This window comes from Leclercia sp. LTM14 (genome assembly GCF_023736175.1).
In the GTDB taxonomy this organism is placed as follows: Bacteria; Pseudomonadota; Gammaproteobacteria; order Enterobacterales; family Enterobacteriaceae; genus Enterobacter; species Enterobacter barmai.
This window is the reverse complement of record NZ_JAIKTT010000005.1, coordinates 21226-43986: the sequence shown is the minus strand read 5'-3', so window position 1 is coordinate 43986 and position 22761 is coordinate 21226. Positions and strand designations below refer to the sequence as shown.

Below are 22761 nucleotides of genomic sequence, written 5' to 3'. Positions count from 1 at the left end.
GGCCTTTTTTATGCCGTTAAGCCGCCCCGTCTTTTTTCACTTCCCGCCAGATACGCCAGGCCATCAGCGCCAGCGCTCCAACCCCGAGCAGCAGCGCGCCCCACACCAGCAGCGTTTTCCAGCGTGCCTGTTGCTCGGCAGCCGAGGTCGCCGTCAGTCGTTCTTCGCCGCCCAAAGTGACGTCCTCTTGCGCCAGCGCCCACGGCAGCGCGTTTACCGGATGGGTGTTACGCAGCGATGCCGGGATCAGCATATCCAGCCCGATGTCCGCCTTTTTGGCCGCCCGGTTTCCCCAGGCCAGCATATAGGGGCCTTTGCCCTGGGCATTGAACACCAGCTGATAGCTGTCGCGCGCGCCGCTCATCTCAGGCAGCGTCTCGGGCAGGCGGGTATTGATGGTCACCATCCGCACCGCTTCAACCGGCTGACCGGAAAGCAGGATATCGTCCGAACGTTTACCATCCAGCTGGTAGAGCACGGTTTTGCTCAGCGGCTGCCAGGGCTGTTTTTCGCCACTGCGCCAGCTCAACTCCACCGGCAAGACCCCTTCATTTGCCAGGGTGATCCTGAGCGAAGTCAGCGGCTGCGGCTTTTTCCAGCGCCAGACGACCTGGTCATCGCCCGCTTTTTCGGCCCGGGCAGCGATCACCATGCGTTCAGGTTCCGGCTCGCGGCTATCGGCAATGGCGCTGACGCCGTTCAGGGCCAGCGCCGGGCTTTGCGAATCGAGGATCACCAGCAGGTAGCGCGTCCCTTCCCCGGAGAGCATCAGACGGGCACTGATGGTATCCATCTTCAGCCGATCGTTGTCACGGGTCAGATCCATCAGAGGCGCATCTTCCTGCACCTGTCGCCAGTAGCGTAGATCCTCGCTGGCATAGACCGACGCTTTCCCCTGCCAGTTACCCGGCGGTGTGTTCCAGTTCAGGCGCAGTTGCGCCAGATAAAGCGGATCTTTTCTCTCCTCGGGCAACGTCAGTAGATAACTCTGGCCGAACCTTTTTACCTCGTCGCTTTCCAGATGGATTTCAATCCCGCTCCTGGAGCGTAAAACAACGGATGCCGACCCCTTTTCCTGCTGTTCAGCCGACGAGACCGGCGCCCTGTCCAGCGGGAAAAGCCGCAGATCCACCGTCTCTGGTGTCACGGGCTGCTGTTTTTGCACCTCGAGGGCAAAGGGCACAGCGTCACCCCGATGGTTAAAGACCCGCACATCACGCAGGTCCAGCCAGGCCGTGCTCTGATAGACCGCCTGGGGCAGCGCAACGCGATACCAGGGCGATGCGTCGAGCGTTTCAAGCGACATCCCCGTGGCGTAATCCTGCGGCGTTTCCCCTGCCTTATCGTTGCCCGAGGCCGCCCCGGCGGCACTGAACAGCACGCCCCATAATACCGCTCTCATCCATTTCATTTTGCTTCTCCTGCTTTTGGCGGTAACGGGGAGAAATACCCGACGATTAACACCAGAATAGCCACGCCGATAAACGCGATTGCCCGCGCCAGCCCGCCGCCGCCCGCGCTGTCCACCAGCATCAGTTTCACAATTACAATTCCCAGCAGCACCGCGCCGCACAGCCACTGGTGGCGGGAGTGACGCCGGGTGGCATGGAGCATCACCACCAGCGCCGCCAGCATCCAGACCAGCGCAAAGCAGGTCTGCACCAGCCGCGAATGCCACAGCGCGTCCGCATCCCAGGCAATTTCTCCGTACCAGGCCAGGGCCCGCAGCAGCATGCCGTTCAGCCACCAGCAGCTCAGGGCGAGCAAGGCGACAACCGGCCAGGGGCGGGAGACCGCGATATAGACCGGGAAGTAGCGCAACGCCGCGCGATACAGCATCACCAGCCCCAGCAACGCCAGGGCCGCGCCCTCCTCCAGCGGATTGATTAACGGCAACCAGGTCTGACGATAAACCACGCCATCCTGGAAGTTGGTCAGCACTAACAGGCCTGTCAACGCCACCGCGACCGGTAGCATCGCCTGTACCCCATACAGCGCAGGCCAGACGCGGAATGGCCAGATGTTTCGCCCCACCGCCTCGTTAATCAGGAAGATTGTCAGGCCACCCGCCGCCATCATCAGGCCGCTTCCCCAGGCCGCCATGCCCCACGGCAGATCGCGTGCAAACCAGAAAAGCTCCATCGCCAGCGCCAGCAGAACCATCCAGAATAGCGACAAATGCGCAATCCTGGACAGCCGCGGCGGCAATGCCGCTCCGTCGCGCCAGAGCAACGCCACCGCCGCGGGTAACGCAACACACCACGCCAGGTTCGACCAGCCGGCAGCGAAGATCTGCTGCTGTGATATCTGATACAGCAGCATCACCAGCATCATGGGCCACAGCAGCCATTTACTGTGATCCAGCGCCTGCCACGCCAGCCGCCCCGCAACGCCGCGCCAGCCCCAGACCGAGATCGCCAGCAACCCCAGCACGCCCGCCATCACCCGTGAGTCATTGTTCAGCACCCACTGCGATGCGCCCGCCAGCGCGACCAGCCAGAAAAGTAGTCCGCCTGCGAGAAGCCCCAGGCTGACCTGAAGCTGGACCGCACGCCACAGCCATGCCCCCGCCAGCCAGCACAGGCTGAGAACCGCGAAGATCAGCATCAGAGACAGCGGCACCGTGCCATTTACCTGCGCCCAAACCGCGCTGCACAGCGCCAGAACCAGCAGCGCCGTGCCGCTGTACGTCATGCGTCGCTGGTGCTGCTGCACCCCCAGCCAGAGGATCCCCAACCCTTCCAGCGCCCAGGCCATCGATGTCCAGCGCGCCGAGAGCGCCAGCGGGATAGCGAGGGTGATAAAGGCGCCGCCAAGCGCCAGCGCAGCCAGGACCAGCGGTTTCCCCAGCGAAGGGTAGCGACGCAAGGCCAGCCAGGCTAATGCGACATAGAAACCGCCGTACCCCAACGCGCTGAGGGCTGGTCCATACTCCCAGTGCCGGGTAATGGCGTACTGCATGCCAAAGCCCACCAGGGGCGGCGCAAACAGCAGCACGCCATCAATAAGTTGTTTCCCCTTCTCCTGCGCACGCAGCGACAGCGCCACGCTCAGCACGCCGAAAAGGATCGTATTTGCGATCAGGAACAGCTGACAGCTCAGGTAGTTCGCGGGCTGGTAAGCATTCGCTCCCCATAATCCCCCGACGCCAAAGGTGAAGGCCAGGCCGAGCAGATTCAGCTCCCGCCAGTGTTGCCAGATGCTGATGGCAAGAATGCCCACGGAAAGCAGAAGATAAAACGAGAACAGCGCCACATGGTTGCCGCTGCCGCTGGAGAGCAGCAGCGGGGCCAGATAACCGCCGAGGCTTGCCAGCATCGCCAGACTGAGCGCCTTTTGTAAAATCGCCAGCCCCACGCTCGCGGCGCAAATCACCACCAGCAGCGCAAAAGCCAGGGTCATCGGCAGCATTTGCCACAGGCGGAACGCGCCAAAAACGGTGAGATAGAGCGCGCCTGTCGCGCCCCCCTGTAATATCAGGGCGTAAACCGGCTGTTTATGACGTAATCGCCAACCTGTCGCCAGCAGCACAAGAGCAAATAGCGCGGCCGCGACGAGACGTAATTCCAGAGGGAAGAGTGAATGTTCAACCGTATAGCGCAGCAGGAATGAGAGGCCGAAGAACAGGAGCAAAATACCGAGCTTCGCCAGCGGGTTACCCTGCATAAACCAGCGTACCAGCGAGGTAACCATGCCGCCAAGGGCAGAAGGCTCCGGGTCTTTAGTGACCGCGTTAACGGGGTCTGGCTCCCGGGCAGCGGGTGCAGCCTTCGCCCGGGAGAGCCAGGGATCGGCGGGCTCAGGCACAACGGCGGCGACCGGTTCCGGGGCCACAAGTGTCGGCGCAGTCGTCACCGCTTCAGCCTGCGGCATGACAGGTTTTTCTGCCACGCCGCGCTTTTCAAGCTCCTCAAGGCGGCGGCGCAGAACCGTTAGCTCAAAGCGAAACGCCGAGGTGCGGTTAAGGGCGACAATCGCGAGGATGGGCACCACCACCCCCACGAACAATAAAACAATGCAGCCAAAGATCAGTAGCTCATCCATGTTTCCACCTTCCACCGTATATGGGTTAAGCAGATTGACACAAATTGTTGCATTTCCGCTATCTCTGACTGTAAAACTAGTCGCTTTTCAGAAATTCTTCCCACCCGGAAGCAGGCGGCAGGCGCTCAGCACCTGCCGTACAGCAAATTAATTACCGAACCAGACGCAAGCCGAGATCGCCGGGAGCGACAGTACGCCGTCCTGCGCCACGCCTTTCCCCTCTTTCAGCAGCCACTGCTTAACGTTGAGCAGCGGCGAATCGTCCATCACCACTTCACAGGCATCGCCCCGGTTAATGGCCACCAGCACCCGCTGCTGGTTGTAGACGCGCATAAACACCACCACGTTGTCGTGGGCGTACACCACCTGACAGCCGCCGTAGCGCAGAGCCTGGTTCTGCTTGCGCAGCCTGATTAACCGCTGGTAGAGCGCCAGCAGGGTTTTGTCCTGTTTTTCATCCTCCCACGGGAAGGTCTTCCGGCAGAACGGATCGTTATTGCCGTCGAGCCCCACCTCATCGCCATAGTAAATACACGGCACCCCAGGCCAGGTGAACAGCCAGGTGATGGCCAGCGGCAGGCGGGCGACATCTTTGCCGAGCAACGACTTAAAGCGGGCGGTGTCGTGACTGTCGAGCTGGTTAAACATGCGCAGCTGCTGCTGATGGGAAAGGCTGGCGCGGTAGTTATCCATCCATCTCATGCAGGTTTCCGCATCAATCTGCTGCGGATCGTAAGAGATATCGGTATTGGCGAGGAAACCCCACAGCGGGAAGGTGAAGCCGCGATAGTTCATCGCCGAATCTTCTGCATCAGCCTGTAACCACTGGCGGGCGTCGCCAAAATGTTCACCAAAGACGAAAGCCTCTGGATTGGCCTCCTTCGCCGAACGGGTGATCCCGGTGACGTGCTGCAGATTATGGCGCGCCCCGCCGCCTTCGCCGAGCATGTGCACCACGTCCAGCCGCCAGCCGTCCATGCTCCACGGCGCTTTCAGCCAGTGACGAACAATGCTGTCCTCGCCGCCGTAGATCTCATCCACCACCCCGGACGACTGATAATCCAGCTTCGGCAGGCTGGCGTAGCCCAGCCAGTCGAGGGCGCGGCCCTCGTCGTCAAAGCTGTACCAGTCCCGTTGGGCCGAATCCGGGTTATGGCAGGCCCCGCCCGTCCCCCGGTTGTGGCGGTCGAACCAGGCGTGGGAATCACCGCTGTGGTTGAACACGCCATCGAGGATCAGGCGCATCCCCTCCCGGTGGGTGTTCTCCCGCAGGCGTAACAGGGCGACGTCGCCGCCAAACCGCTCGTCCACGTGGCGATAATCTTCGGTGTCGTATTTATGCACGCTGGGGGCGACAAACACCGGGTTGAGGTAGAGCGCCGTAACGCCCAGTTTTTTCAGATAGGGCAGCTTCTCGCTGATGCCGTCGAGATCGCCACCGTAAAACGTCGATCCCCCTGCCTGGGCGGTTACCGGCTCATCCCACTCCCGGAAGAGCGTCTCATGCCCCGCGGCATGGTGATGATAGGTTCGATCCAGTTCCGGGTTGCGCCGCTGGCTGCGGGCAAAGCGGTCCGGGAAGATCTGATAAAAGACCTGGTCGGCCACCCACTGCGGCCCGGCATCCGGGTAATCGACGGCAAACTGCTCCAGCGCGCGGGTGGAAAACGGCTGAAACCCTGCGGGGTGAACCACAGCTGGCGGTTATGCCAGAGCATCTTAAAGCTGTAGCGACGGCGCGGCTGCCCTTTCTCCACGTCGAGGGTGGCCCGCCAGGCCGTTACGCCGGGTTGCGGCTGGCTGCGCTGCTTCTGCATTTTCAGCGACGTCTCTTCATTATCGATTTCAGCGCGCAGCGTCACCCGCTCAGGCAAATTCTCGCCCGTCAGCCACAGCGTGATGACAAGTTTATCGTTGTTTTGCTTAACAAATGGGGCAACCGGCAGGTGCCATGCATTCAACATCTTTTATCCCCTTTCCCAGAAATGAGGTCACCTTGCCACAGGGTAGTTGATGTTCACTCCTCACGGAGAGGTTTATTGGGGGAGGAGGAAGGGGGAGGAGAAAAATGCCCGGCGTTTGCCGGGCATTGCTGTTACTGCACTTGCGCTAACTGACGCTCGCGGCGGCGTTTAAACACCCAGCCCACCAGCAGCAGCGCAATCCACGCAAAGCCGACATACAGCGAGATGCGGGTTTCCGGATGGTAACCAATCAGGCCGATAATAAAGACCAGGAAGATCAGGCCAGCAACGGTACTTGCCACGCCGCCCGGCACCTTGAACTTCAGCGCTTTTACCTCTTCCGGCGACAGACGGCGGCGGAAGCCAATCTGCGACATCAGAATCATGATCCACACCCAGACGGTGGCAAAGGTTGCCAGCGACGCAATCACCAGGAAGACGTTCTCCGGCATGATGTAGTTGAGGTACACCGACAGCAGCAGCGCCACGGTCATCACCAGCACCGTCACCCACGGCGTACCGCGGCTGGAGGTTTTGGCGAACGCCTTCGGCGCACTGCCCTGCTCGGCCATGCCGTGCAGCATGCGCCCCACGCCGAAGACGTCGGCATTGATGGCGGAAAGCGACGCGGTCAGCACCACGAAGTTAAGAATGCTGGCGGCAAAGGTGATCCCCAGATGCTGGAACGTCAGCACGAACGGGCTGCCGTTGGTACCAACCTGGTTCCACGGGTAGATGGACATGATCACAAACAGCGTGCCTACATAAAAGACCAGGATACGCATCGGCACCGAGTTGATGGCGCGCGGGATGGACTTCTCAGGATCTTTCGCTTCACCGGCGGTGATACCGATGATTTCGATCCCGCCGTAGGCAAACATCACCATCTGCAGCGACATCACCATGCCTATCCAGCCGTTACTGAAGAAACCGCCGTTGCTCCACAGATTGTGGATCCCGGTCGGCTCTCCGCCGTTGCCGATACCCCAGATAATGATGCCGATACCGGCAGCAATCATGATGATAATGGTGGCGACTTTAAAGAAGGAGAACCAGAACTCCAGCTCGCCAAACACCTTCACGCTCATCAGGTTGATGGCGCAGATGATCAGCACCACACTGAGCACCCAGATCCAGTGCGGCACGGTCGGGAACCAGACGCCCATATAAATGCCGAACGCCGTTACGTCGGCAATGGCCACAATCAGGATTTCGAAGCAGTAGGTCCAGCCGGTGATATACCCAGCAAGCGGACCTAAGTTTTCTTGCGCATAGCGAGAGAAGGAGCTGGCTGACGGGTTATGTACGGACATCTCCCCCAGCGCACGCATGATGATGTAAGCGGCAACACCGCCGATAAGATACGCCAGCAGAACGCTGGGACCGGCCATTTTGATGGCATCTGCCGAGCCATAAAAAAGACCAGTACCGATTGCAGAACCCAGCGCCATAAAGCGGATGTGGCGGGCGCTCAATCCACGCTTGAGTTTGTTAGTGCTTTCCATTTGTTGTCATGCCATTTCAGACTAAAAAAAACAAAAAACCACGGGGCATTACGCCCCGTGGTTAAACATTCAGCCGTTGATTAGTGCGCGTTCGATGTAACCTGACGCCCTGCAGCACGATCCCAGATAATTGCCAGTACCAGTGCAACAACGGTAGGCATCAACCACGCCAGACCCTGTTCGGACAGCGGCAGACGCTGTGTCCAGGCAGGCAGAATGGCGCTGATAGCAGATGCCTTAATGCCGTCAAGCATACCAAAAAGCAGACTGATAAACATGGCCGGCGCGATAATTCGTGTGGAATTGTTCCACCAGCCGCGGGTGAAGCTCAGCACGACCAGCACGATGCACGGCGGGTAGATGGTGGTCAGCACCGGAATGGAGACCTGAATCAGGTGGCTCAGACCCAGGTTCGACACCGCCATGGAGAAGCCGCCCAGGATAAATACCAGCGTGCGGTAAGAGAGCGGCACGTACTGGGCAAAGAACTCTGCACAGGCACAGGTGAGGCCAACCGCCGTCACCAGACAGGCCAGGAAGATCAGGATTGCCAGCATCATGCTTCCCGCGCCGCCAAAGGTGTGCTGAACGTAAGCATGCAGGATTGCCGCACCGTTAGCGCCCTGGTCAACCAGCACGCTGCTGTCGGAACCGAGACGGAACAGCGCCAGATAGAGCAGCGCCAGCCCTGCGCCCGCCATCAGGCCAGCCCAGACGGTGTAACGGGTCAGCAGACGCGCTTCGGTCACGCCGCGGGAACGCGCAGCGTTAACGATCACGATACCGAATGCCATCGCGCCCAGCGTATCCATGGTCAGATAGCCGTTCACAAAGCCGTTAGAGAAAGCCGCATTCTGGTACGCTTCGGTTGCGGAGCTCAGCGGGCCGGCAGGCCAGATAATCGCCGCAACAGCCAGTACCACCAGCGCCAGGATCTTCATCGGTGCCAGGAAGTTACCCACGGTATCCAGCAGCTTGCCCGGATAGAGCGACACCAGAATCACGATAGCGAAGTAGACCAGGCTGTAGATAAACAGCGGCAGCGGGCCGTCGCCGGTCAGCGGGGCAATCCCCACTTCGAAGGAGACGGTCGCGGTACGCGGCGTAGCGAACAGCGGGCCGATCGCCAGGTAGCAGACCACGGCCAGCATCACCCCGGCCACCTTGCCAATCGGCGCGCTGAGGCTGTCAACGCCGCCGCCAACTTTCGCCAGCGCAACGACGGTCAGTACCGGCAGACCTACGGCGGTAATTAAAAAGCCAATAGCCGCCGTCCAGACGTGTTCACCCGCCTGTAAGCCAACCATGGGAGGAAAGATGATGTTGCCAGCGCCAACGAACAGCGCAAATGTCATAAAGCCCAGCGCGATGATATCGCGCGATTTCAATTGATGGGTCATAAAACCTTACTGCCTGTGGATGTGGTGTTGAAAACGTTGAATTTTTCGCTATCCGTTGCGGAACAAAACAGCGGAAAAAATGTGCAATCTCAGCGGGAAATGCTTTCCTACCGGCGTGGAGAAGAATAGTTTTTCGATTTACCACGCAAATACAGTCTGTCCGACGATATCAGGGGGGCAATTTAAACGCTTATAACGTTTAAAGGCAATATGGGATCTGAAAACCAGAACAATATGCCAGCCTGAAAGATGAGAGTGGAACATTACACCATTTATAAGAAAAACTCATGGCTAATCATGCGAACAAAAAAGCAACAGGCGTATAAAATTTACCCGCGCTTCGGTTGACTGCAAAGCAAACAGGCCAGCATACGCTGGCCTGTGGCAATATCTGATTACAGTGACGCCGTCAGGCGCTGTTACTGGCAATTAAACGTTCCGGGATCACGAAGCTGAAACGCGTGCTCTTACCCGGCGTACTGACGATATCGAGACGGCTGTCGTGGTGATTGATGGCATGCTTAACAATCGCCAGCCCCAGGCCGCTGCCGCCCGTCTGCCGGGAACGCGCTTTATCCACCCGATAAAAACGCTCGGTCAGACGAGGAATATGCTCCGGACCAATCCCCGGGCCATTGTCCTCAACGCTGAACTCCGCCCCCGTGGGCACATGCTGCCAGCGCACGGTGATGTGGGTCCCGGCGGGGGTATGATTCACCGCGTTATAGACCAGGTTCGAGATCGCGCTGCGCAGCTCGTCGTTACTGCCGCGCACTTTCAGGGTGTTATCCACCTCGAAGGTAAGCTGGTGCTGCTGCTGGCTTAAGGTCTGCGCTTCGCGCTCTAACATCCGCAGCATCATCGGCACATCGATCGTTTCATTCAGCGCCAGGGTCGGAGCCGCCTCAATGCGCGAGAGGGTCAGCAACTGCTTCACCAGGCCTTCCATGCGTTGCGTCTGCTCGCGCATGGTCTGCAGCGCTTTTTCCCGCGGCGCACCCTCCAGGGTCTGCTCCTGCATCATCTCCAGATAGCCCTGCAGCACCGTCAGCGGGGTGCGTAATTCGTGGCTGACGTTGGCGAAGAAGTTGCGCCGCGCCCCTTCGAGCTGGTGCATTTGCGTCACGTCGCGCGCCACCATCAGCCACTGTTTGTCGCTGTAGGGCATCACGCGGATCTCCAGATGACGACCGTTGTTGAGCACCAGATTATGCGGGCGGGTGAAGTCGCGTTTTTTCAGATACTGCGTGAACTCCGGATAACGCAGCAGGTTGAGAATGTTTTGCCCGTTATCATCCGGCCAGCGCAGGCCCAGCAGCTGTTGTGCCAGACCGTTGCACCAGAACATTGTTCCCTCTTCGGTGGTGAGTATCACCGCATCCGGCAGCGATTCCGCGCCGCTGCGAAAGCGTTTGATCAGACTGCCCAGCTCACGACGGCGTTTTTTATTACGCATCTGCATCTGGTGCAGGCCATACAGAAGAGGTTCCCAGCTTCCGCTGCCGGGCGGCGGCGTCATACTTCTGTCAACCCACAGCCACCATGACAGGCGGAGCAAATTCCAGAAGTGCCAGATCAGCAGTCCTGTGACCGCTGCCAGTAAAAACCAGGGTAAATAACCGATTAAGGCCCCGAGGATCAGGGCCGGGATACAGCAAAGTATCAGTTCAAAACAGAGCCTTTTCCATGACAGACGTTCCAGCACGCGTCACACTCCTGTCATTGTTCAGAAACGGGTGGAGAAACGATAACCCGTGCCGCGGACGGTCTGTACCATGCGATCGTGACCGCTGGTTTCGAGTGCCTTACGCAAACGGCGAATGTGAACATCCACCGTTCGATCTTCAACATAAACGTTAGTGCCCCAGACATTATTGAGCAACTGCTCGCGGCTGTAGACGCGCTCCGGGTGGGTCATGAAGAAGTGCAACAGTTTGAATTCGGTCGGCCCCATATCAAGAGGGTTTTCACCGGTCATCACGCGGTGCGAGGTAGGATCCAGGCTCAGGCCCTGCATCTCAATCACCTCTTCCACCGCCATCGGTGAAATACGGCGCATCACGGCCTTAATGCGTGCCACCAGCTCTTTCGGGGAGAAGGGTTTGGTGATGTAGTCATCCGCGCCGGTCTCCAGGCCACGCACGCGATCTTCCTCTTCGCCACGGGCGGTTAACATCATCACCGGGATATCGCGGGTTAACGCTTCACGTTTGATATGTTTGATGAATTGCAGACCAGAGCCGCCAGGCAACATCCAGTCGAGCAGGATCAGATCGGGCCAGGGTTCGTTGAGCTGATTCACCGCGCTGTCGTAATCTTCGGCTTCTATCGGTTGAAAGCCATTTTGTTCGAGCACGAAACAGACCATTTCGCGAATGGGTGCTTCATCTTCTACGACCAGAATACGTCTCGCCATACTTAGCCCTGTCTTATTGAGGTTACATGTTTGTAATACGGCGTCATTATGCGTCAGATTTATGACAGATTTATGAAAAACGTACCCGCTAATAATGGCAAGCCGTTGTTTTATGGCAGCCCCGATTGTAACGGTTATCTTCGTCACCCTGAAAGTTTATAATCCCGCTAACCTTTTTTTGCCACGGATCTGTTATGCGCATACTTCACACCTCGGACTGGCATCTGGGACAAAATTTTTACAGCAAAAGCCGCGCCGCCGAACATGAAGCGTTCCTCAACTGGCTGCTTGAGACTGCGCAATCACAGGACGTCGATGCCATCCTGGTGGCCGGGGATATCTTCGATACCGGCTCGCCGCCGAGCTATGCGCGCGAGCTCTATAACCGCTTCGTGGTGAACCTGCAAAAAACCGGCTGCCATCTGGTGATCGTAGCGGGCAACCATGATTCCGTCGCCACCCTGAATGAATCCCGTGAGATCCTGGCTTTTCTGAATACCACCGTGGTCGCCAGCGCCGGTCATGCGCCGCAAATATTGAACAGACGCGACGGCACGCCCGGGGCGGTGCTGTGCCCGATCCCGTTTTTACGTCCGCGCGACGTGGTGCAGAGCCAGGCGGGTCTGTCCGGGACAGAGAAACAGCAGCAGCTGTTAAAAGCCATCACCCACTATTATGACGATCAATATACCCAGGCCTGCGCGCTTCGCGGCGACAGCGTGCTGCCGATTATCGCGACCGGGCATCTCACCACCGTCGGGGCCAGTAAAAGTGACGCGGTACGTGACATCTATATCGGTACGCTGGATGCGTTTCCCGCCCAGCATTTCCCGGCGGCAGACTATATCGCCCTGGGCCACATTCACCGGGCGCAGATGATTGGCGGCTGCGAGCATATTCGCTACTGCGGCTCCCCTATTCCCCTCAGCTTTGATGAAACCGGCAAAAGCAAATGCGTGCATCTGGTGAGTTTCGACCAGGGCAAGCTCAGCGCCGTCGAATCACTTGAGGTGCCCATTACCCAGCCGCTGGCGGTGCTGAAGGGCGATCTGGCGGCCATTACCGCCCAGCTTGAGCAGTGGCGCGGCGTGGAACAAACGCCGCCCGTCTGGCTGGATATCGAACTCACCACCGATGAGTACCTGCACGACATGCAGCGCAAGATCCAGAACCTGACGGAAGATCTGCCGGTGGAGGTGCTGCTGGTGCGTCGCAGCCGCGAGCAGCGCGAAAAGAGCCTGGCCAGCAGCCTGCGGGAAACCCTCAGCGAGCTGCGGGTGGAGGAGGTTTTTGAGCGCCGCCTCGCACAGGAACCCCTGGATGATGCCCAGCGTGCCCGCCTCAACGAACTGTTCAGCCACACGCTCCACGCCCTCAGCAATGAGGAGGATGACGCATGAAAATTCTCAGCCTGCGCCTGAAAAACCTCAACTCCCTCAAGGGCGAATGGAAAATCGACTTTACCGCCGAGCCTTTCCTCAGCAATGGCCTGTTTGCCATTACCGGCCCGACCGGTGCGGGTAAAACCACCCTGCTGGACGCCATCTGCCTGGCGCTCTATCACGAGACGCCGCGCCTGAATACGGTCTCGCAGTCGCAAAACGACCTGATGACCCGCGACACCGCCGAGTGCCTCGCCGAAGTGGAGTTTGAAGTCAAAGGGATCGCCTATCGTGCCTTCTGGAGCCAGAACCGGGCGCGCAACCAGCCGGACGGCAACCTGCAGGTGCCCCGCGTGGAGCTGGCCCAGTGTGAAGATGGCAAAATTCTGGCGGATAAAGTAAAGGACAAGCTGGAGCTGGTCGCCTCCCTGACCGGGCTCGACTACGACCGCTTTACCCGCTCGATGCTCTTATCTCAGGGACAGTTTGCCGCCTTCCTGAACGCCAAACCGAAAGAGCGCGCCGAACTGCTGGAAGAGCTGACCGGCACGGAAATTTACGGCCAGATTTCCGCTATGGTGTTTGAAAAACATAAAGCGGCGCGCAGCGAGCTGGAGAAGCGCCAGGCCCAGGCCGCCGGGGTGGTGTTGCTCAGTGAAGAACAGCAGCAACAGCTTCAGCAAGGTTTGCAGGTACTTACCGACGAAGAAACGCAGCTGCTGGCCCAGCAGCAGGCGCAACAGAAAGATTTTCAATGGCTTACTCGCCACGATGAGCTTGTGCGCGAGCAACAGCAGTCGATGGCTGCCCAACAGCAGGCGCAGCAGACTCTGACCGACGCCATGCCCGAGCTGGAAAAGCTGCATCTGGCCCAGCCTGCGGCCCAGCTGCGTCCGCAGTGGGAGCGGCAGCAGGAGCAGCTTGCCCTTCTGTCGCAAACCGAGCAGCAGATGCAGGATGTGAATACTCGCTTACAGTCCAGAGTGGAGCTGCGCTCGCGCATTCGCAACGGGGCCCTGCGCGCGCGCGATGAGCTGCAAACCGAACTGACCGCGCTCACCCAGTGGCTCACCGAACACGATCGCTTCCGCCAGTGGAGTCAGGAGATTGCCGGCTGGCGGGCGCACTTTACCCAGCTCAACCGCGATAAAACGCAGATGGCGACCCTGACCCGGCGTCTTACGGAGTTACGCCAGAAGCTGGCCGGATTACCGGAAAGCACGCTGACGCTCAGCGCGGAACAGGCCGCCGCTGAGATGGCGCTCCAGACCCAGTCCCGCGTGGCACGCCAGCGCCTGACCACCCTGCATGCCCGCTATCAGCCCCTGCAGCAGCGGTTGCGCCAGAATGGCGAAAGCGTGCAAAAGGCGCAGGGTGAACTGGCAACACTGAACGAAACCCTGACGCTGCGCCGTCAGCAGTACAAAGAGAAAAACCAGCACTATCTCGATCTCAAAACCCTGTGTGAGCAGGAAGAGAAGATCAAAAAGCTGGAGAGCTACCGGGCGGAACTGGAAGCCGGGAAGCCCTGCCCGCTCTGCGGCTCCACCGGGCATCCGGCGATTGCCCAGTACCAGGCCTTAGTGCTCACCGAAAACCAGCGCCGCCGGGACGCGATGGAAAAAGAGGTTGCCGCTCTCAAAGAGGAAGGCCTGCTGGTGCTCGGACAGGTGAATGCGCTCAATACTCAGCTTCAGCGAGAAACAAGCGAAGCGCAGACCCTCTCGCAGGAAGAGCAAGCGCTCACTAAAGAGTGGCAGGCGGTGTGTGGTTCCCTGAACGTTAACCTGAATATTCAGGAAGATATCACCCTCTGGCTGGCTGAACAGGAGCAGTACGAGCAGCAGCTCCACCAGCTTAGCCAGCGTCTGACCCTGCAAAGCCAGCTGAACGAAGAGGAAGCCCAGGAACAACTCTACCAGCAGCAGCTTCTGGCAACGCGCACGGCGATGGCGAAAACGCTTGATGCCCTGTCGCTGGCGGTGCCGGAGGACGGCACCGAGGCGGCCTGGCTTGCTGAACGCGAAAAAGAGTCGCTGGCCTGGCAGGAGCGGCAGTCGCAGCATAATGCCCTGCGGGATCGCATCACCGCCCTGGCACCGCTGCTGGATACCCTGCCGGAAACGGATCTCACGGAAGCGGAAAGCACCATCCCGGATAACTGGCGCGAGATCCACACCGAGTGCGTCTCCCTGCAAAGCCAGCTCGCCACGCTGCAACAGCAGCACAAGCTGGAAAGCGAGCGCCTGCAACAATCCCGGGCGCAGTTTACCGCCGCGCTGGCCGCCAGCGTCTTTAGCGATCGCGAGGCGTTTCTCGCGGCCCTGCTGGATGCCGGGACGGTTCAGCGTCTGGAGCAGCTGAAACACAGCCTGGAGAATCAGATCCAGCAGACCACGGCGCTGCTCCAGCAGGCCGGTCAACGGCTGAACGAACATCTGGAACAGCGCCCGGCGGGCCTGACAACGCAAGCCCCGGTTCTGCACGAGCAACTCCAGCAGCTGGCGCTGAAGCTTCGCGAAAACACCACCCGTCAGGGGGAGATCCGCCAGCAGCTTAAGCAGGACAGCGACAATCGCCAGCACCAGCAGACGCTGATGCAGCAGATCGAAGAGGCGGCTCGTCAGGCGGATGACTGGGGTTATCTGAACTCGCTGATCGGTTCCAAAGAGGGGGATCGCTTCCGCAAGTTCGCCCAGGGCTTAACCCTGGACAATCTGGTGTGGCTCGCCAACCAGCAGCTGACCCGCCTGCATGGCCGCTACCTGCTGCAGCGCAAGGCCAGCGACGCGCTGGAGCTGGAGGTGATGGACACCTGGCAGGCGGATGCGGTGCGTGATACCCGCACACTCTCCGGCGGGGAAAGTTTCCTCGTGAGCCTGGCGCTGGCGCTGGCCCTCTCCGATCTGGTAAGCCACAAGACGCAGATTGACTCGCTGTTTCTCGATGAGGGCTTCGGCACGCTGGACAGCGAAACGCTGGATACCGCCCTGGATGCGCTGGATGCGCTGAACGCCAGCGGTAAAACCATCGGCGTGATCAGCCACGTGGAGGCGATGAAAGAGCGCATTCCGGTGCAGATCAAAGTGAAGAAGATCAACGGGCTGGGGTACAGCAGGCTGGATAAGGTGTTTGCGGTGGAGTAGTTAAGGATGGGTGCGGCCTGCTCACCCTCACCCCGGCCCTCTCCCTCAAAGGAGAGGGGGGACAAATTCCCTCTCCCCTATGGGGAGAGGGTCAGGGTGAGGGGAAACAGGCCGCACCAATGGCACTATCAGTTCGGCCACAGCCAGGCCGCGCCGCGTACGCCGCTGGAGTCGCCGTGCACCGCTTTGCGGATCGGGGTTTCGCATTCGCCGCCAAACACCCACTGCTTCACCAGTTGCGGAACGGTGGTATAGAGACGGTCAACGTTACTCATGCCGCCGCCCAGCACGATCACATCCGGGTCGAGAATATTCACCACGTGCGCCAGCGACTTCGCCAGCCGCATCTCGTAACGGCTGAGCGCCAGTTCGGCGACGGCGTCCTGCTCCTCCACCAGCCGCATAATCTCATTGCCTTTCAGCGGATGGCCGCTCAGACGACGGTAGTCGGTGGCAAAGCCGGTGCCGGAAATAAAGGTCTCGATACAGCCCTGCTTGCCGCAGTAGCACGGCACTTCCGCGCGGTACTTCAGTTCATCTTCATCCATCCACGGCAGCGGGTTATGCCCCCACTCGCCTGCCGTGCCGTTGCCGCCGATATGGGAGCGGCCGTTAAAGGCTACGCCTGCCCCGCAGCCGGTTCCGATGATCACCGCGAATACAGTTTGTGCGCCCGCCGCCGCGCCGTCGATGGCCTCGGAGACCGCCAGGCAGTTAGCGTCGTTCGCCAGCCGGACTTCGCGGTTCAGGCGCTGGCTTAAGTCGCGGTCGAAGGGCTGGCCGTTAAGCCAGGTCGAATTCGCGTTTTTCACCACCCCGGTATAGGGCGAAATCGACCCCGGAATGCCCATACCCACCGTGCCGGTCTGGCCGGTGCCCTTTTCGGCCATCTCCACCAGATGAGCGATGGTTTCAATGGTCTGCCGGTAGTCGTCACGCGGGGTGGGCAGGCGGTGGCGGAACAGCTGCTCCCCCTGCTCGCCAAGGGCGATGACTTCTGTTTTGGTGCCGCCGAGATCAATACCAATTCGCACAGGACGTTCCTCATTATTTTGATTATCAACAGAGTAGAAGCCTGCTACCCGATTAGCAATGCAAGCGATGCGACAATTCGCTATCATGCCCGCTGAATTAAACGACAAGACCGTGGAAATTATCATGCTGTGGTTCAAAAATTTGATGGTTTACCGTCTCAGCCGCGATATCGAACTGCGCGCAGACGAGATGGAAAAACAGTTAGACCTTTACGCATTTACCCCGTGTGGCAGCCAGGACATGGCCAAAACCGGATGGGTTCCGCCTATGGGATCACAGAGCGATGCGCTGACCCACACCACCAATGGTCAAATCATCATCTGCGCGCGTAAGGAAGAGAAGATCCTTCCGACGCCGGTGGTGAAGCAGGCGCTGGAAGCCAAAATTTTCAAGCTGGAAGCCGAACAGGGCCGGAAGCTGAAAAAAACGGAAAAAGATTCGCTGAAAGATGAAGTTCTGCACTCCCTGCTGCCGCGCGCCTTCAGCCGCTTCAGCCAGACGATGATGTGGATCGACACGGTAAACGGCCTGATTATGGTCGACTGCGCCAGCGCCAAAAAAGCAGAAGACACCCTGGCGCTGCTGCGTAAAAGCCTCGGCTCGCTGCCGGTGGTGCCGCTGACGATGGAAAACCCGATCGAGCTGACCCTCACCGAGTGGGTACGCGGCAACAACGTTCCGCAGGGGTTCCAGCTGCTGGACGAAGCCGAGCTGAAAGCGATTCTGGAAGATGGCGGCGTGATCCGCGCCAAGAAGCAGGAGCTGGTCAGCGACGAAATCGCCGTGCATATCGAAGCCGGCAAGCTGGTGACCAAGCTGGCCCTCGACTGGCAGCAGCGTATTCAGTTCATGATGTGTGACGATGGCTCAATCAAGCGTCTGAAGTTTTCCGATGAGCTGCGCGATCAGAACGACGATATCGACCGGGACGACTACGCCCAGCGCTTTGATGCTGACTTCATTCTGATGACGGGTGAACTGGCGGCGTTGATTAAAAGCGTGGTGGAAGGATTAGGCGGCGAAGCACAGCGTTAATGCATACTGCCAGTCAGAAATCGGAGCCGGGTTAACCCGGCTCTTTTTTTTACAGATAACGACACAGGTAGGATGAAGGTTCAGCAACCTGCAGATGGAATTCGCTGTGGCCGGGTACGTTGAAAACATCACCCGGATTATAGATTTTCCACTCGGTTTCACCCGGTAATAACACCTTCAGTGAGCCGCTGACTACGGTCATCTCTTCAGGTTGCGCGGTCCCGAAGGCGTACTCCCCTTCTTCCATTACGCCGACACTGGCGCGGCCAGTAATGCTGCTGCTAAAACCGATGGACTTCACTTTACCGGAAAAGTATTCATTACTCTGAAGCATGGACTGGTCCTTATTGTCGTTGGTTGTCAATCCAATATAGGGGTGACACTCCATGCCTGTCACGCAAAATCATCAGACCAGCAATTCCGAGGCCAGCCGGGCCACCAGCACGTTTGACAGCAGCACCGGCACATCCAGATTTTTTTGCAGTAAATCGCGGTGATGCTGATGGAAACCGAGACAGTCGAGCATCAGAACGTCCGCGCCGCGATCGAGCAGATCGCGTCCGGCGTCGATGAGTCTGTTTTCGCTGTCCCAGAAGGGATTGGCTACGGCGAGGAGCGGCGCGTTGGACAGACCCTGCCATTTTTTCGACTGGTTCTCCAGCAGCTCATCCATCGGGACGATCACCCCCACCTGATGGCTGTCGACAATGGATCCGACCAGCGGGGGGATGATCCGCATCGGCTCAAGCAGGATCGCGTTGCGGGCGACAAGCCCGGTGATGGGGGCCGTGCTCATCAGCAGGATCACCTCATAATCCTGGTTATCGAGCACTTCAATCACGCTTTGCAGGCCTCGCTCGATCTTTGGCAGCGAGACGTGGCCCAGCTTACCGTCGCTGAGCAGAACTGGCAGCCGCGCCTCACCCCGTTCAGGGGCGTAGTCTTCCATGACCTCTTCCCGGCTCAGCGTACCGAGCAGACTGTAATGCGTTATCTGTTGTTCAGAAATATGCTCTGTTAAGAGCGGTAATATTTCGCTTACCGGGACTACCCCAATCGTGAGGATCGCCAACGTCGCCTTCATTGTTCTCGCCTTTCTTAACCATCACTACCGTGACACAGATACAGGCTCACTTCGCTGTTCAGAAAAAGTGCTGAAAAGCGTAGCAGCACTTTAGGGTGCTGGAATGTAAAGATCCGCGAGCCTGACACAATGTGTCTGTAAACCCTGAACATTACCCTCCGATTCATGTTTACGCTTTGTTAAAAATGTGATTACCGTACGGTTCTTTATGCTTTCAGATTTTTATCAGGACTTATCGGGGTCTTCGTAACGGACTTTGGCATCCTGCGCTTCCTGCTCCGTTTCATGCTCGCTGATGAGCGAATCCGGTTTCGGGTGGTCGGCGCGCAGCTGATACCAGGTTACGGTCTGGCCCGTCGCACCTTTTTCAACGGCAACGATACGGGCTTCACGCGGATAGGGAGGTCTGGTTGGCATAGTTCATCCTTTTTTTGGTTGGCTGAACTATCAGTATAGACATCAGTTAGCTGGCGCATGCCAGATGCAGCGCAGCGACGATATTTTGCACCACGTCTTCAGGCGCAAGCGATGCGTCCACCACATGATGCGCGGCTTCGCGATAGAGCGCGTCACGCTCTGCCAGCACCGCGCTCACCTCTTCGCTGATGGGTTTGCCGGTCAGGGTTGGACGCTGTCCCTCTTCCGGGGAGGCCTCAAGGCGCTCCACCAGCACCGGGACGGGGGCGCAAAGGTAAATCACAATGCCCTTTTCGCGCATAAACTGCCGGTTGTAGGCAGACAAAATAATGCCGCCGCCGGTAGCGATAATGCCGGAGCCTGCCGTCACCGCTTCGAGAGTGGCCGTCTCACGGGCGCGAAAACTCTCCCACCCTTCCTGCTCAACAATGTCGGCGATGCTCTGACCGGCCTGGGTCTGTAACCAGTGGTCGGTATCGACAAATTCACTCTGGCACAGACGAGCCAGTTCAAGACCGACGGTGGTTTTGCCACAGCCGCGGGGGCCAATTAAAAAAATAGGCTGGGTCATGACCAGGTGTTCCCCTTGATGCCGCAGACGTGCGGGACGTGAAGTCGAAAAGAGTGCAATGATACCATTAAGCTAGTACACACGTTAACCGTAAAAAAATTATTACATCAGGCGTGGCTTTTTACTGACATTTCAGTCAACTCCAGAAATATCAAGGAAAGAACCTGTAAAGAAATGATGGCACTAGCCGGTGCGCCCACCTTACCTGAACCCACCCGCCGTTGACAACCCCGGACTGGGGTAATAATGACCAAAACATATGTCGCAGTGATGATTAACCCTGGCGGCGCTTCACTTCCAGCAGCCATTTATCCAGCTCGGCGGCAAACAGCTGCCTGTCGCGCTGGGAGAGGCTATCCGGCCCGCCGGTCTGCACGCCGCTGGCGCGCATGGTGTCCATAAAATCACGCATCGTCAGCTTCTCGCGGATGGTGGACGGGGAGTAACGTTCGCCGCGCGGGTTGAGGGCTGCCGCCCCTTTCTCCAGCACTTCCGCCGCCAGCGGAATGTCGGCGGTGATCACCAGATCCTCCGCGCTGCACAGGCGCACGATTTCGTTATCGGCCACGTCAAAACCGGCCGGGACGCGCAGGGAGCGGATAAAGCGGGACGGCGGCACGCGCAGGTTCTGATTCGCCACCAGGGTCAGCGGCATTTGAACGCGCTCGGCGGCGCGAAACAGGATCTCTTTAATCACATTGGGACACGCATCGGCATCCACCCAAATCGCCATCTTCTCTCTCCGGCATATAATGCTGCGTAACAAAACCTGATAGGCTAAAGTTCGACAATCATAACAAAGTTTAAGAGGGAGACGTGATGGAGAAGAAAATCGGTTTTATCGGCTGCGGTAATATGGGCAAAGCCATTCTCGGCGGACTGATTGCCAGCGGTCAGGTGCTGCCGGGTCAGATTTGGGTCTACACCCCGTCGCCAGACAAGGTCGCCGCCCTGCACGACCAGTACGGGATCAACGCTGCGCAGAGCGCCCAGGAAGTGGCGCAGGTGGCCGATATCGTCTTCGGGGCGGTGAAGCCGAACATGATGGTCAAAGTCCTGAGCGATATCACCTCCAGCCTCAATAAAGAGACCCTGGTGGTCTCAATCGCGGCAGGCGTCACCCTCGACCAGCTGGCGCGCGCCCTGGGCCACGACCGTAAAATCGTCCGCGCGATGCCAAACACGCCGTCGCTGGTGAAAGCGGGCATGACCTCCATCACCCCTAACGCGCTGGTGACGACGGAAGAAGTTGCCGATGTGGTCAATATTTTCCGCTGCTTCGGGGAAGCCGAAGTAATTGCCGAGGCGATGATCCACCCGGTGGTGGGCGTCAGCGGTTCGGCGCCCGCCTACGTGTTTATGTTTATCGAAGCGATGGCGGATGCGGCGGTGCTGGGCGGGATGCCGCGCGCGCAGGCTTATAAGTTTGCTGCGCAGGCGGTGATGGGTTCAGCCAAAATGGTGCTGGAGACCGGCAAACATCCCGGCGAACTGAAAGATATGGTCTGCTCACCGGGCGGCACCACCATTGAAGCGGTGCGGGTGCTGGAAGAGCGCGGATTCCGCGCAGCCGTCATTGAAGCCATGAATAAGTGCATGGAAAAATCAGAGCTGCTGAGCAAATCCTGATCGACAGCCGGACGTTATGCGGCCACCTCGGTGCGGTTCCGTCCGGCATTTTTCGCTTTATAGAGTGCGATATCCGCCGCTTTCAGCCACTCCTGGTAATGCACCATCGACGTCGTTAGCGGCGCAACCCCGACGCTGATGCACAGCTTTACCTGCGGCGCACCCGGCAGGCGCAGTTCCGCCAGCCGTTCATGGACCCGCGACATCGCCGCAATGGCGCTTTCCGCAGGCGTCCCGCTCATGATCACCGCGAACTCATCCCCGCCAAAACGGCCAATCATATCGCTGGCGCGTAACGTCAGCTGAAGCTGGCGGGTCACGGCGATAATGGCCTGATCGCCGACGTCGTGGCCCCAGGTGTCGTTAATGCCCTTAAAGTGATCGATGTCGATCAGCAGCATCGTCGCACTCCGGTGGTAGCGACGGCAGTTTTCAAACTCCGTGCGCAGCAGCACTTCCCAGTGGCGACGGTTAAATACCCCTGTCATCCCGTCCAGCGTGCTCATCAGCTCCAGCCGCCGCTTATGCTCCACCAGACTGTTGGTAGTATGGAAACTGACCCAGGCAAACAGCATCGGATAACCCACAATGACCGGCAGCGCGAGCCAGATTTCCAGCGGGGCGCTGACGAAGGCCAGCGGCACGTGCATCATTTGCAGGGTTACCAGCGCCGACAGTGCAGTCATTAACGCGCCTGTGGCGTAAAGCCGGATGCCCCCCACGCCCATCAGGTTCATGCTCATCATCATGATCAGCGCCGCGCTGGGCATGGCGTTGAAGCCCATCAGCCCAATCCATACCCCGGCCATAATGGCGTCAATTTTGAGGTTGAACATCTCATTATGATGAGGATCCGCCGAGCGCATCGCTAATTGCCAGGCCAGGTGCGGCCAGACGAACGCCCATCCCACCAGCAGTAGCCACCAGAGGCCGTTCGCCGGCAGCGCGGCCAGCATGCTGCCAATCGGGAAGAAAAGAATAGCCAGACCCACAGCACGGGGTAAACGTAACCGGCGGGCCAGACGGATGCCTTCGCGGTGATGTTCATCCGCGGATCGCGCCTGGTTTATACCCTCACGGGCATAGGCTTTAGTGTAAAAGTTCTCATCATTCATGGGCATTGGGAATACTCA

Annotated in this window: 17 protein-coding genes and 1 pseudogene; 4 read left to right on the top strand and 14 right to left on the bottom strand. The window is 58.9% G+C overall.

The genetic code is table 11. The annotated features are described in order from the left end of the window. Positions 1 to 16 precede the first annotated feature (16 nt). The 7 genes and pseudogenes from K5I40_RS12515 to phoB form a co-directional block, all read right to left on the bottom strand. Positions 17 to 1411 carry a DUF3999 domain-containing protein gene (locus K5I40_RS12515; RefSeq protein ID WP_223074653.1) on the bottom strand — a complete coding sequence of 465 codons (1395 nt, stop codon included), beginning with the start codon at positions 1409 to 1411 and terminating at the stop codon, positions 17 to 19. Continuing rightward, on the bottom strand, positions 1408 to 4044 hold the full coding sequence (locus K5I40_RS12510) for a DUF2339 domain-containing protein (RefSeq protein WP_223074652.1): 2637 nt from the start codon (positions 4042 to 4044) through the stop codon (positions 1408 to 1410). Before K5I40_RS12510 ends, K5I40_RS12515 begins: the two co-directional genes overlap by 4 nt. 147 nt (positions 4045 to 4191) lie before the next feature. Then, positions 4192 to 6008 (bottom strand): annotated as a pseudogene (gene malZ, locus K5I40_RS12505) (maltodextrin glucosidase). A 131-nt stretch (positions 6009 to 6139) separates the two neighbouring features. After that, entirely contained in the window at positions 6140 to 7513 is a 1374-nt protein-coding gene (gene proY / locus K5I40_RS12500) for a proline-specific permease ProY (protein WP_139564421.1), read from the bottom strand. An 80-nt stretch (positions 7514 to 7593) separates the two neighbouring features. Then, a complete protein-coding gene (gene brnQ, locus K5I40_RS12495; protein WP_039031481.1) occupies positions 7594 to 8913 on the bottom strand; it encodes a branched-chain amino acid transporter carrier protein BrnQ in 1320 nt (439 codons plus the stop codon). Positions 8914 to 9322: 409 nt separating this feature from the next. Continuing rightward, positions 9323 to 10618 carry a phosphate regulon sensor histidine kinase PhoR gene (gene phoR, locus K5I40_RS12490; protein WP_039031480.1) on the bottom strand — a complete coding sequence of 432 codons (1296 nt, stop codon included), beginning with the start codon at positions 10616 to 10618 and terminating at the stop codon, positions 9323 to 9325. A gap of 21 nt (positions 10619 to 10639) precedes the next feature. After that, the gene (gene phoB, locus K5I40_RS12485; RefSeq protein ID WP_039031479.1) at positions 10640 to 11329 is read right to left on the bottom strand and encodes a phosphate response regulator transcription factor PhoB; all 690 of its coding nucleotides are present in this window, start codon (positions 11327 to 11329) and stop codon (positions 10640 to 10642) included. A 194-nt stretch (positions 11330 to 11523) separates the two neighbouring features. Between phoB and sbcD the strand changes: the two genes are divergently transcribed. Next, positions 11524 to 12729: an exonuclease subunit SbcD gene (sbcD, locus tag K5I40_RS12480; protein ID WP_223074650.1), complete on the top strand. Its 1206-nt coding sequence runs from the start codon at positions 11524 to 11526 to the stop codon at positions 12727 to 12729. Further along, positions 12726 to 15857 (top strand): exonuclease subunit SbcC, encoded by a 3132-nt coding sequence (sbcC, locus tag K5I40_RS12475; protein WP_223074649.1) that lies wholly within the window; start codon positions 12726 to 12728, stop codon positions 15855 to 15857. The genes sbcD and sbcC overlap by 4 nt, the downstream gene beginning before the upstream one ends. A 128-nt stretch (positions 15858 to 15985) precedes the next feature. Here the strand turns inward: sbcC and mak are convergent, their stop codons facing one another. Further along, positions 15986 to 16891, bottom strand: a complete 906-nt coding sequence (gene mak, locus K5I40_RS12470) for a fructokinase (RefSeq protein ID WP_223074648.1) — start codon at positions 16889 to 16891, stop codon at positions 15986 to 15988. A gap of 124 nt (positions 16892 to 17015) precedes the next feature. Between mak and rdgC the strand changes: the two genes are divergently transcribed. Continuing rightward, positions 17016 to 17927 (top strand): recombination-associated protein RdgC, encoded by a 912-nt coding sequence (gene rdgC / locus K5I40_RS12465; protein WP_039031486.1) that lies wholly within the window; start codon positions 17016 to 17018, stop codon positions 17925 to 17927. A gap of 49 nt (positions 17928 to 17976) precedes the next feature. Here rdgC and ppnP read toward each other — a convergent pair whose 3' ends face one another. From ppnP to K5I40_RS12440, 5 genes are all read right to left on the bottom strand, one after another. Beyond that, positions 17977 to 18261, bottom strand: coding sequence for a pyrimidine/purine nucleoside phosphorylase (gene ppnP, locus K5I40_RS12460; protein WP_039031475.1), 285 nt, complete (start codon positions 18259 to 18261; stop codon positions 17977 to 17979). A 72-nt stretch (positions 18262 to 18333) separates the two neighbouring features. After that, a complete protein-coding gene (locus tag K5I40_RS12455; RefSeq protein WP_138370640.1) occupies positions 18334 to 19011 on the bottom strand; it encodes an AroM family protein in 678 nt (225 codons plus the stop codon). A gap of 225 nt (positions 19012 to 19236) precedes the next feature. Further along, entirely contained in the window at positions 19237 to 19428 is a 192-nt protein-coding gene (gene yaiA, locus K5I40_RS12450) for a protein YaiA (protein WP_039031473.1), read from the bottom strand. A 46-nt stretch (positions 19429 to 19474) separates the two neighbouring features. Beyond that, positions 19475 to 19999 (bottom strand): shikimate kinase AroL, encoded by a 525-nt coding sequence (gene aroL / locus K5I40_RS12445; RefSeq protein WP_138370641.1) that lies wholly within the window; start codon positions 19997 to 19999, stop codon positions 19475 to 19477. 274 nt (positions 20000 to 20273) lie between these two features. Beyond that, the gene (locus tag K5I40_RS12440; protein ID WP_138370642.1) at positions 20274 to 20732 is read right to left on the bottom strand and encodes a YaiI/YqxD family protein; all 459 of its coding nucleotides are present in this window, start codon (positions 20730 to 20732) and stop codon (positions 20274 to 20276) included. A gap of 86 nt (positions 20733 to 20818) precedes the next feature. Between K5I40_RS12440 and proC the strand changes: the two genes are divergently transcribed. Further along, complete coding sequence (gene proC / locus K5I40_RS12435; protein ID WP_039031470.1) at positions 20819 to 21628, top strand: pyrroline-5-carboxylate reductase; 810 nt, start codon at positions 20819 to 20821, stop codon at positions 21626 to 21628. Positions 21629 to 21642: 14 nt separating this feature from the next. Here proC and adrA read toward each other — a convergent pair whose 3' ends face one another. Then, positions 21643 to 22743 carry a diguanylate cyclase AdrA gene (gene adrA, locus K5I40_RS12430; RefSeq protein ID WP_138370678.1) on the bottom strand — a complete coding sequence of 367 codons (1101 nt, stop codon included), beginning with the start codon at positions 22741 to 22743 and terminating at the stop codon, positions 21643 to 21645. Between the last annotated feature and the right edge of the window lie 18 nt (positions 22744 to 22761).

Bases quoted from the DNA above. Each gene is read 5' to 3' on its own strand.
- K5I40_RS12515 (WP_223074653.1), bottom strand. From the start codon at position 1,411: ATGAAATGGATGAGAGCGGTATTATGGGGCGTGCTGTTCAGTGCCGCC.
- K5I40_RS12510 (WP_223074652.1), bottom strand. From the start codon at position 4,044: ATGGATGAGCTACTGATCTTTGGCTGCATTGTTTTATTGTTCGTGGGG.
- proY (WP_139564421.1), bottom strand. From the start codon at position 7,513: ATGGAAAGCACTAACAAACTCAAGCGTGGATTGAGCGCCCGCCACATC.
- brnQ (WP_039031481.1), bottom strand. From the start codon at position 8,913: ATGACCCATCAATTGAAATCGCGCGATATCATCGCGCTGGGCTTTATG.
- phoB (WP_039031479.1), bottom strand. From the start codon at position 11,329: ATGGCGAGACGTATTCTGGTCGTAGAAGATGAAGCACCCATTCGCGAA.
- sbcD (WP_223074650.1), top strand. From the start codon at position 11,524: ATGCGCATACTTCACACCTCGGACTGGCATCTGGGACAAAATTTTTAC.
- sbcC (WP_223074649.1), top strand. From the start codon at position 12,726: ATGAAAATTCTCAGCCTGCGCCTGAAAAACCTCAACTCCCTCAAGGGC.
- rdgC (WP_039031486.1), top strand. From the start codon at position 17,016: ATGCTGTGGTTCAAAAATTTGATGGTTTACCGTCTCAGCCGCGATATC.
- ppnP (WP_039031475.1), bottom strand. From the start codon at position 18,261: ATGCTTCAGAGTAATGAATACTTTTCCGGTAAAGTGAAGTCCATCGGT.
- K5I40_RS12455 (WP_138370640.1), bottom strand. From the start codon at position 19,011: ATGAAGGCGACGTTGGCGATCCTCACGATTGGGGTAGTCCCGGTAAGC.
- yaiA (WP_039031473.1), bottom strand. From the start codon at position 19,428: ATGCCAACCAGACCTCCCTATCCGCGTGAAGCCCGTATCGTTGCCGTT.
- aroL (WP_138370641.1), bottom strand. From the start codon at position 19,999: ATGACCCAGCCTATTTTTTTAATTGGCCCCCGCGGCTGTGGCAAAACC.
- K5I40_RS12440 (WP_138370642.1), bottom strand. From the start codon at position 20,732: ATGGCGATTTGGGTGGATGCCGATGCGTGTCCCAATGTGATTAAAGAG.
- proC (WP_039031470.1), top strand. From the start codon at position 20,819: ATGGAGAAGAAAATCGGTTTTATCGGCTGCGGTAATATGGGCAAAGCC.
- adrA (WP_138370678.1), bottom strand. From the start codon at position 22,743: ATGAATGATGAGAACTTTTACACTAAAGCCTATGCCCGTGAGGGTATA.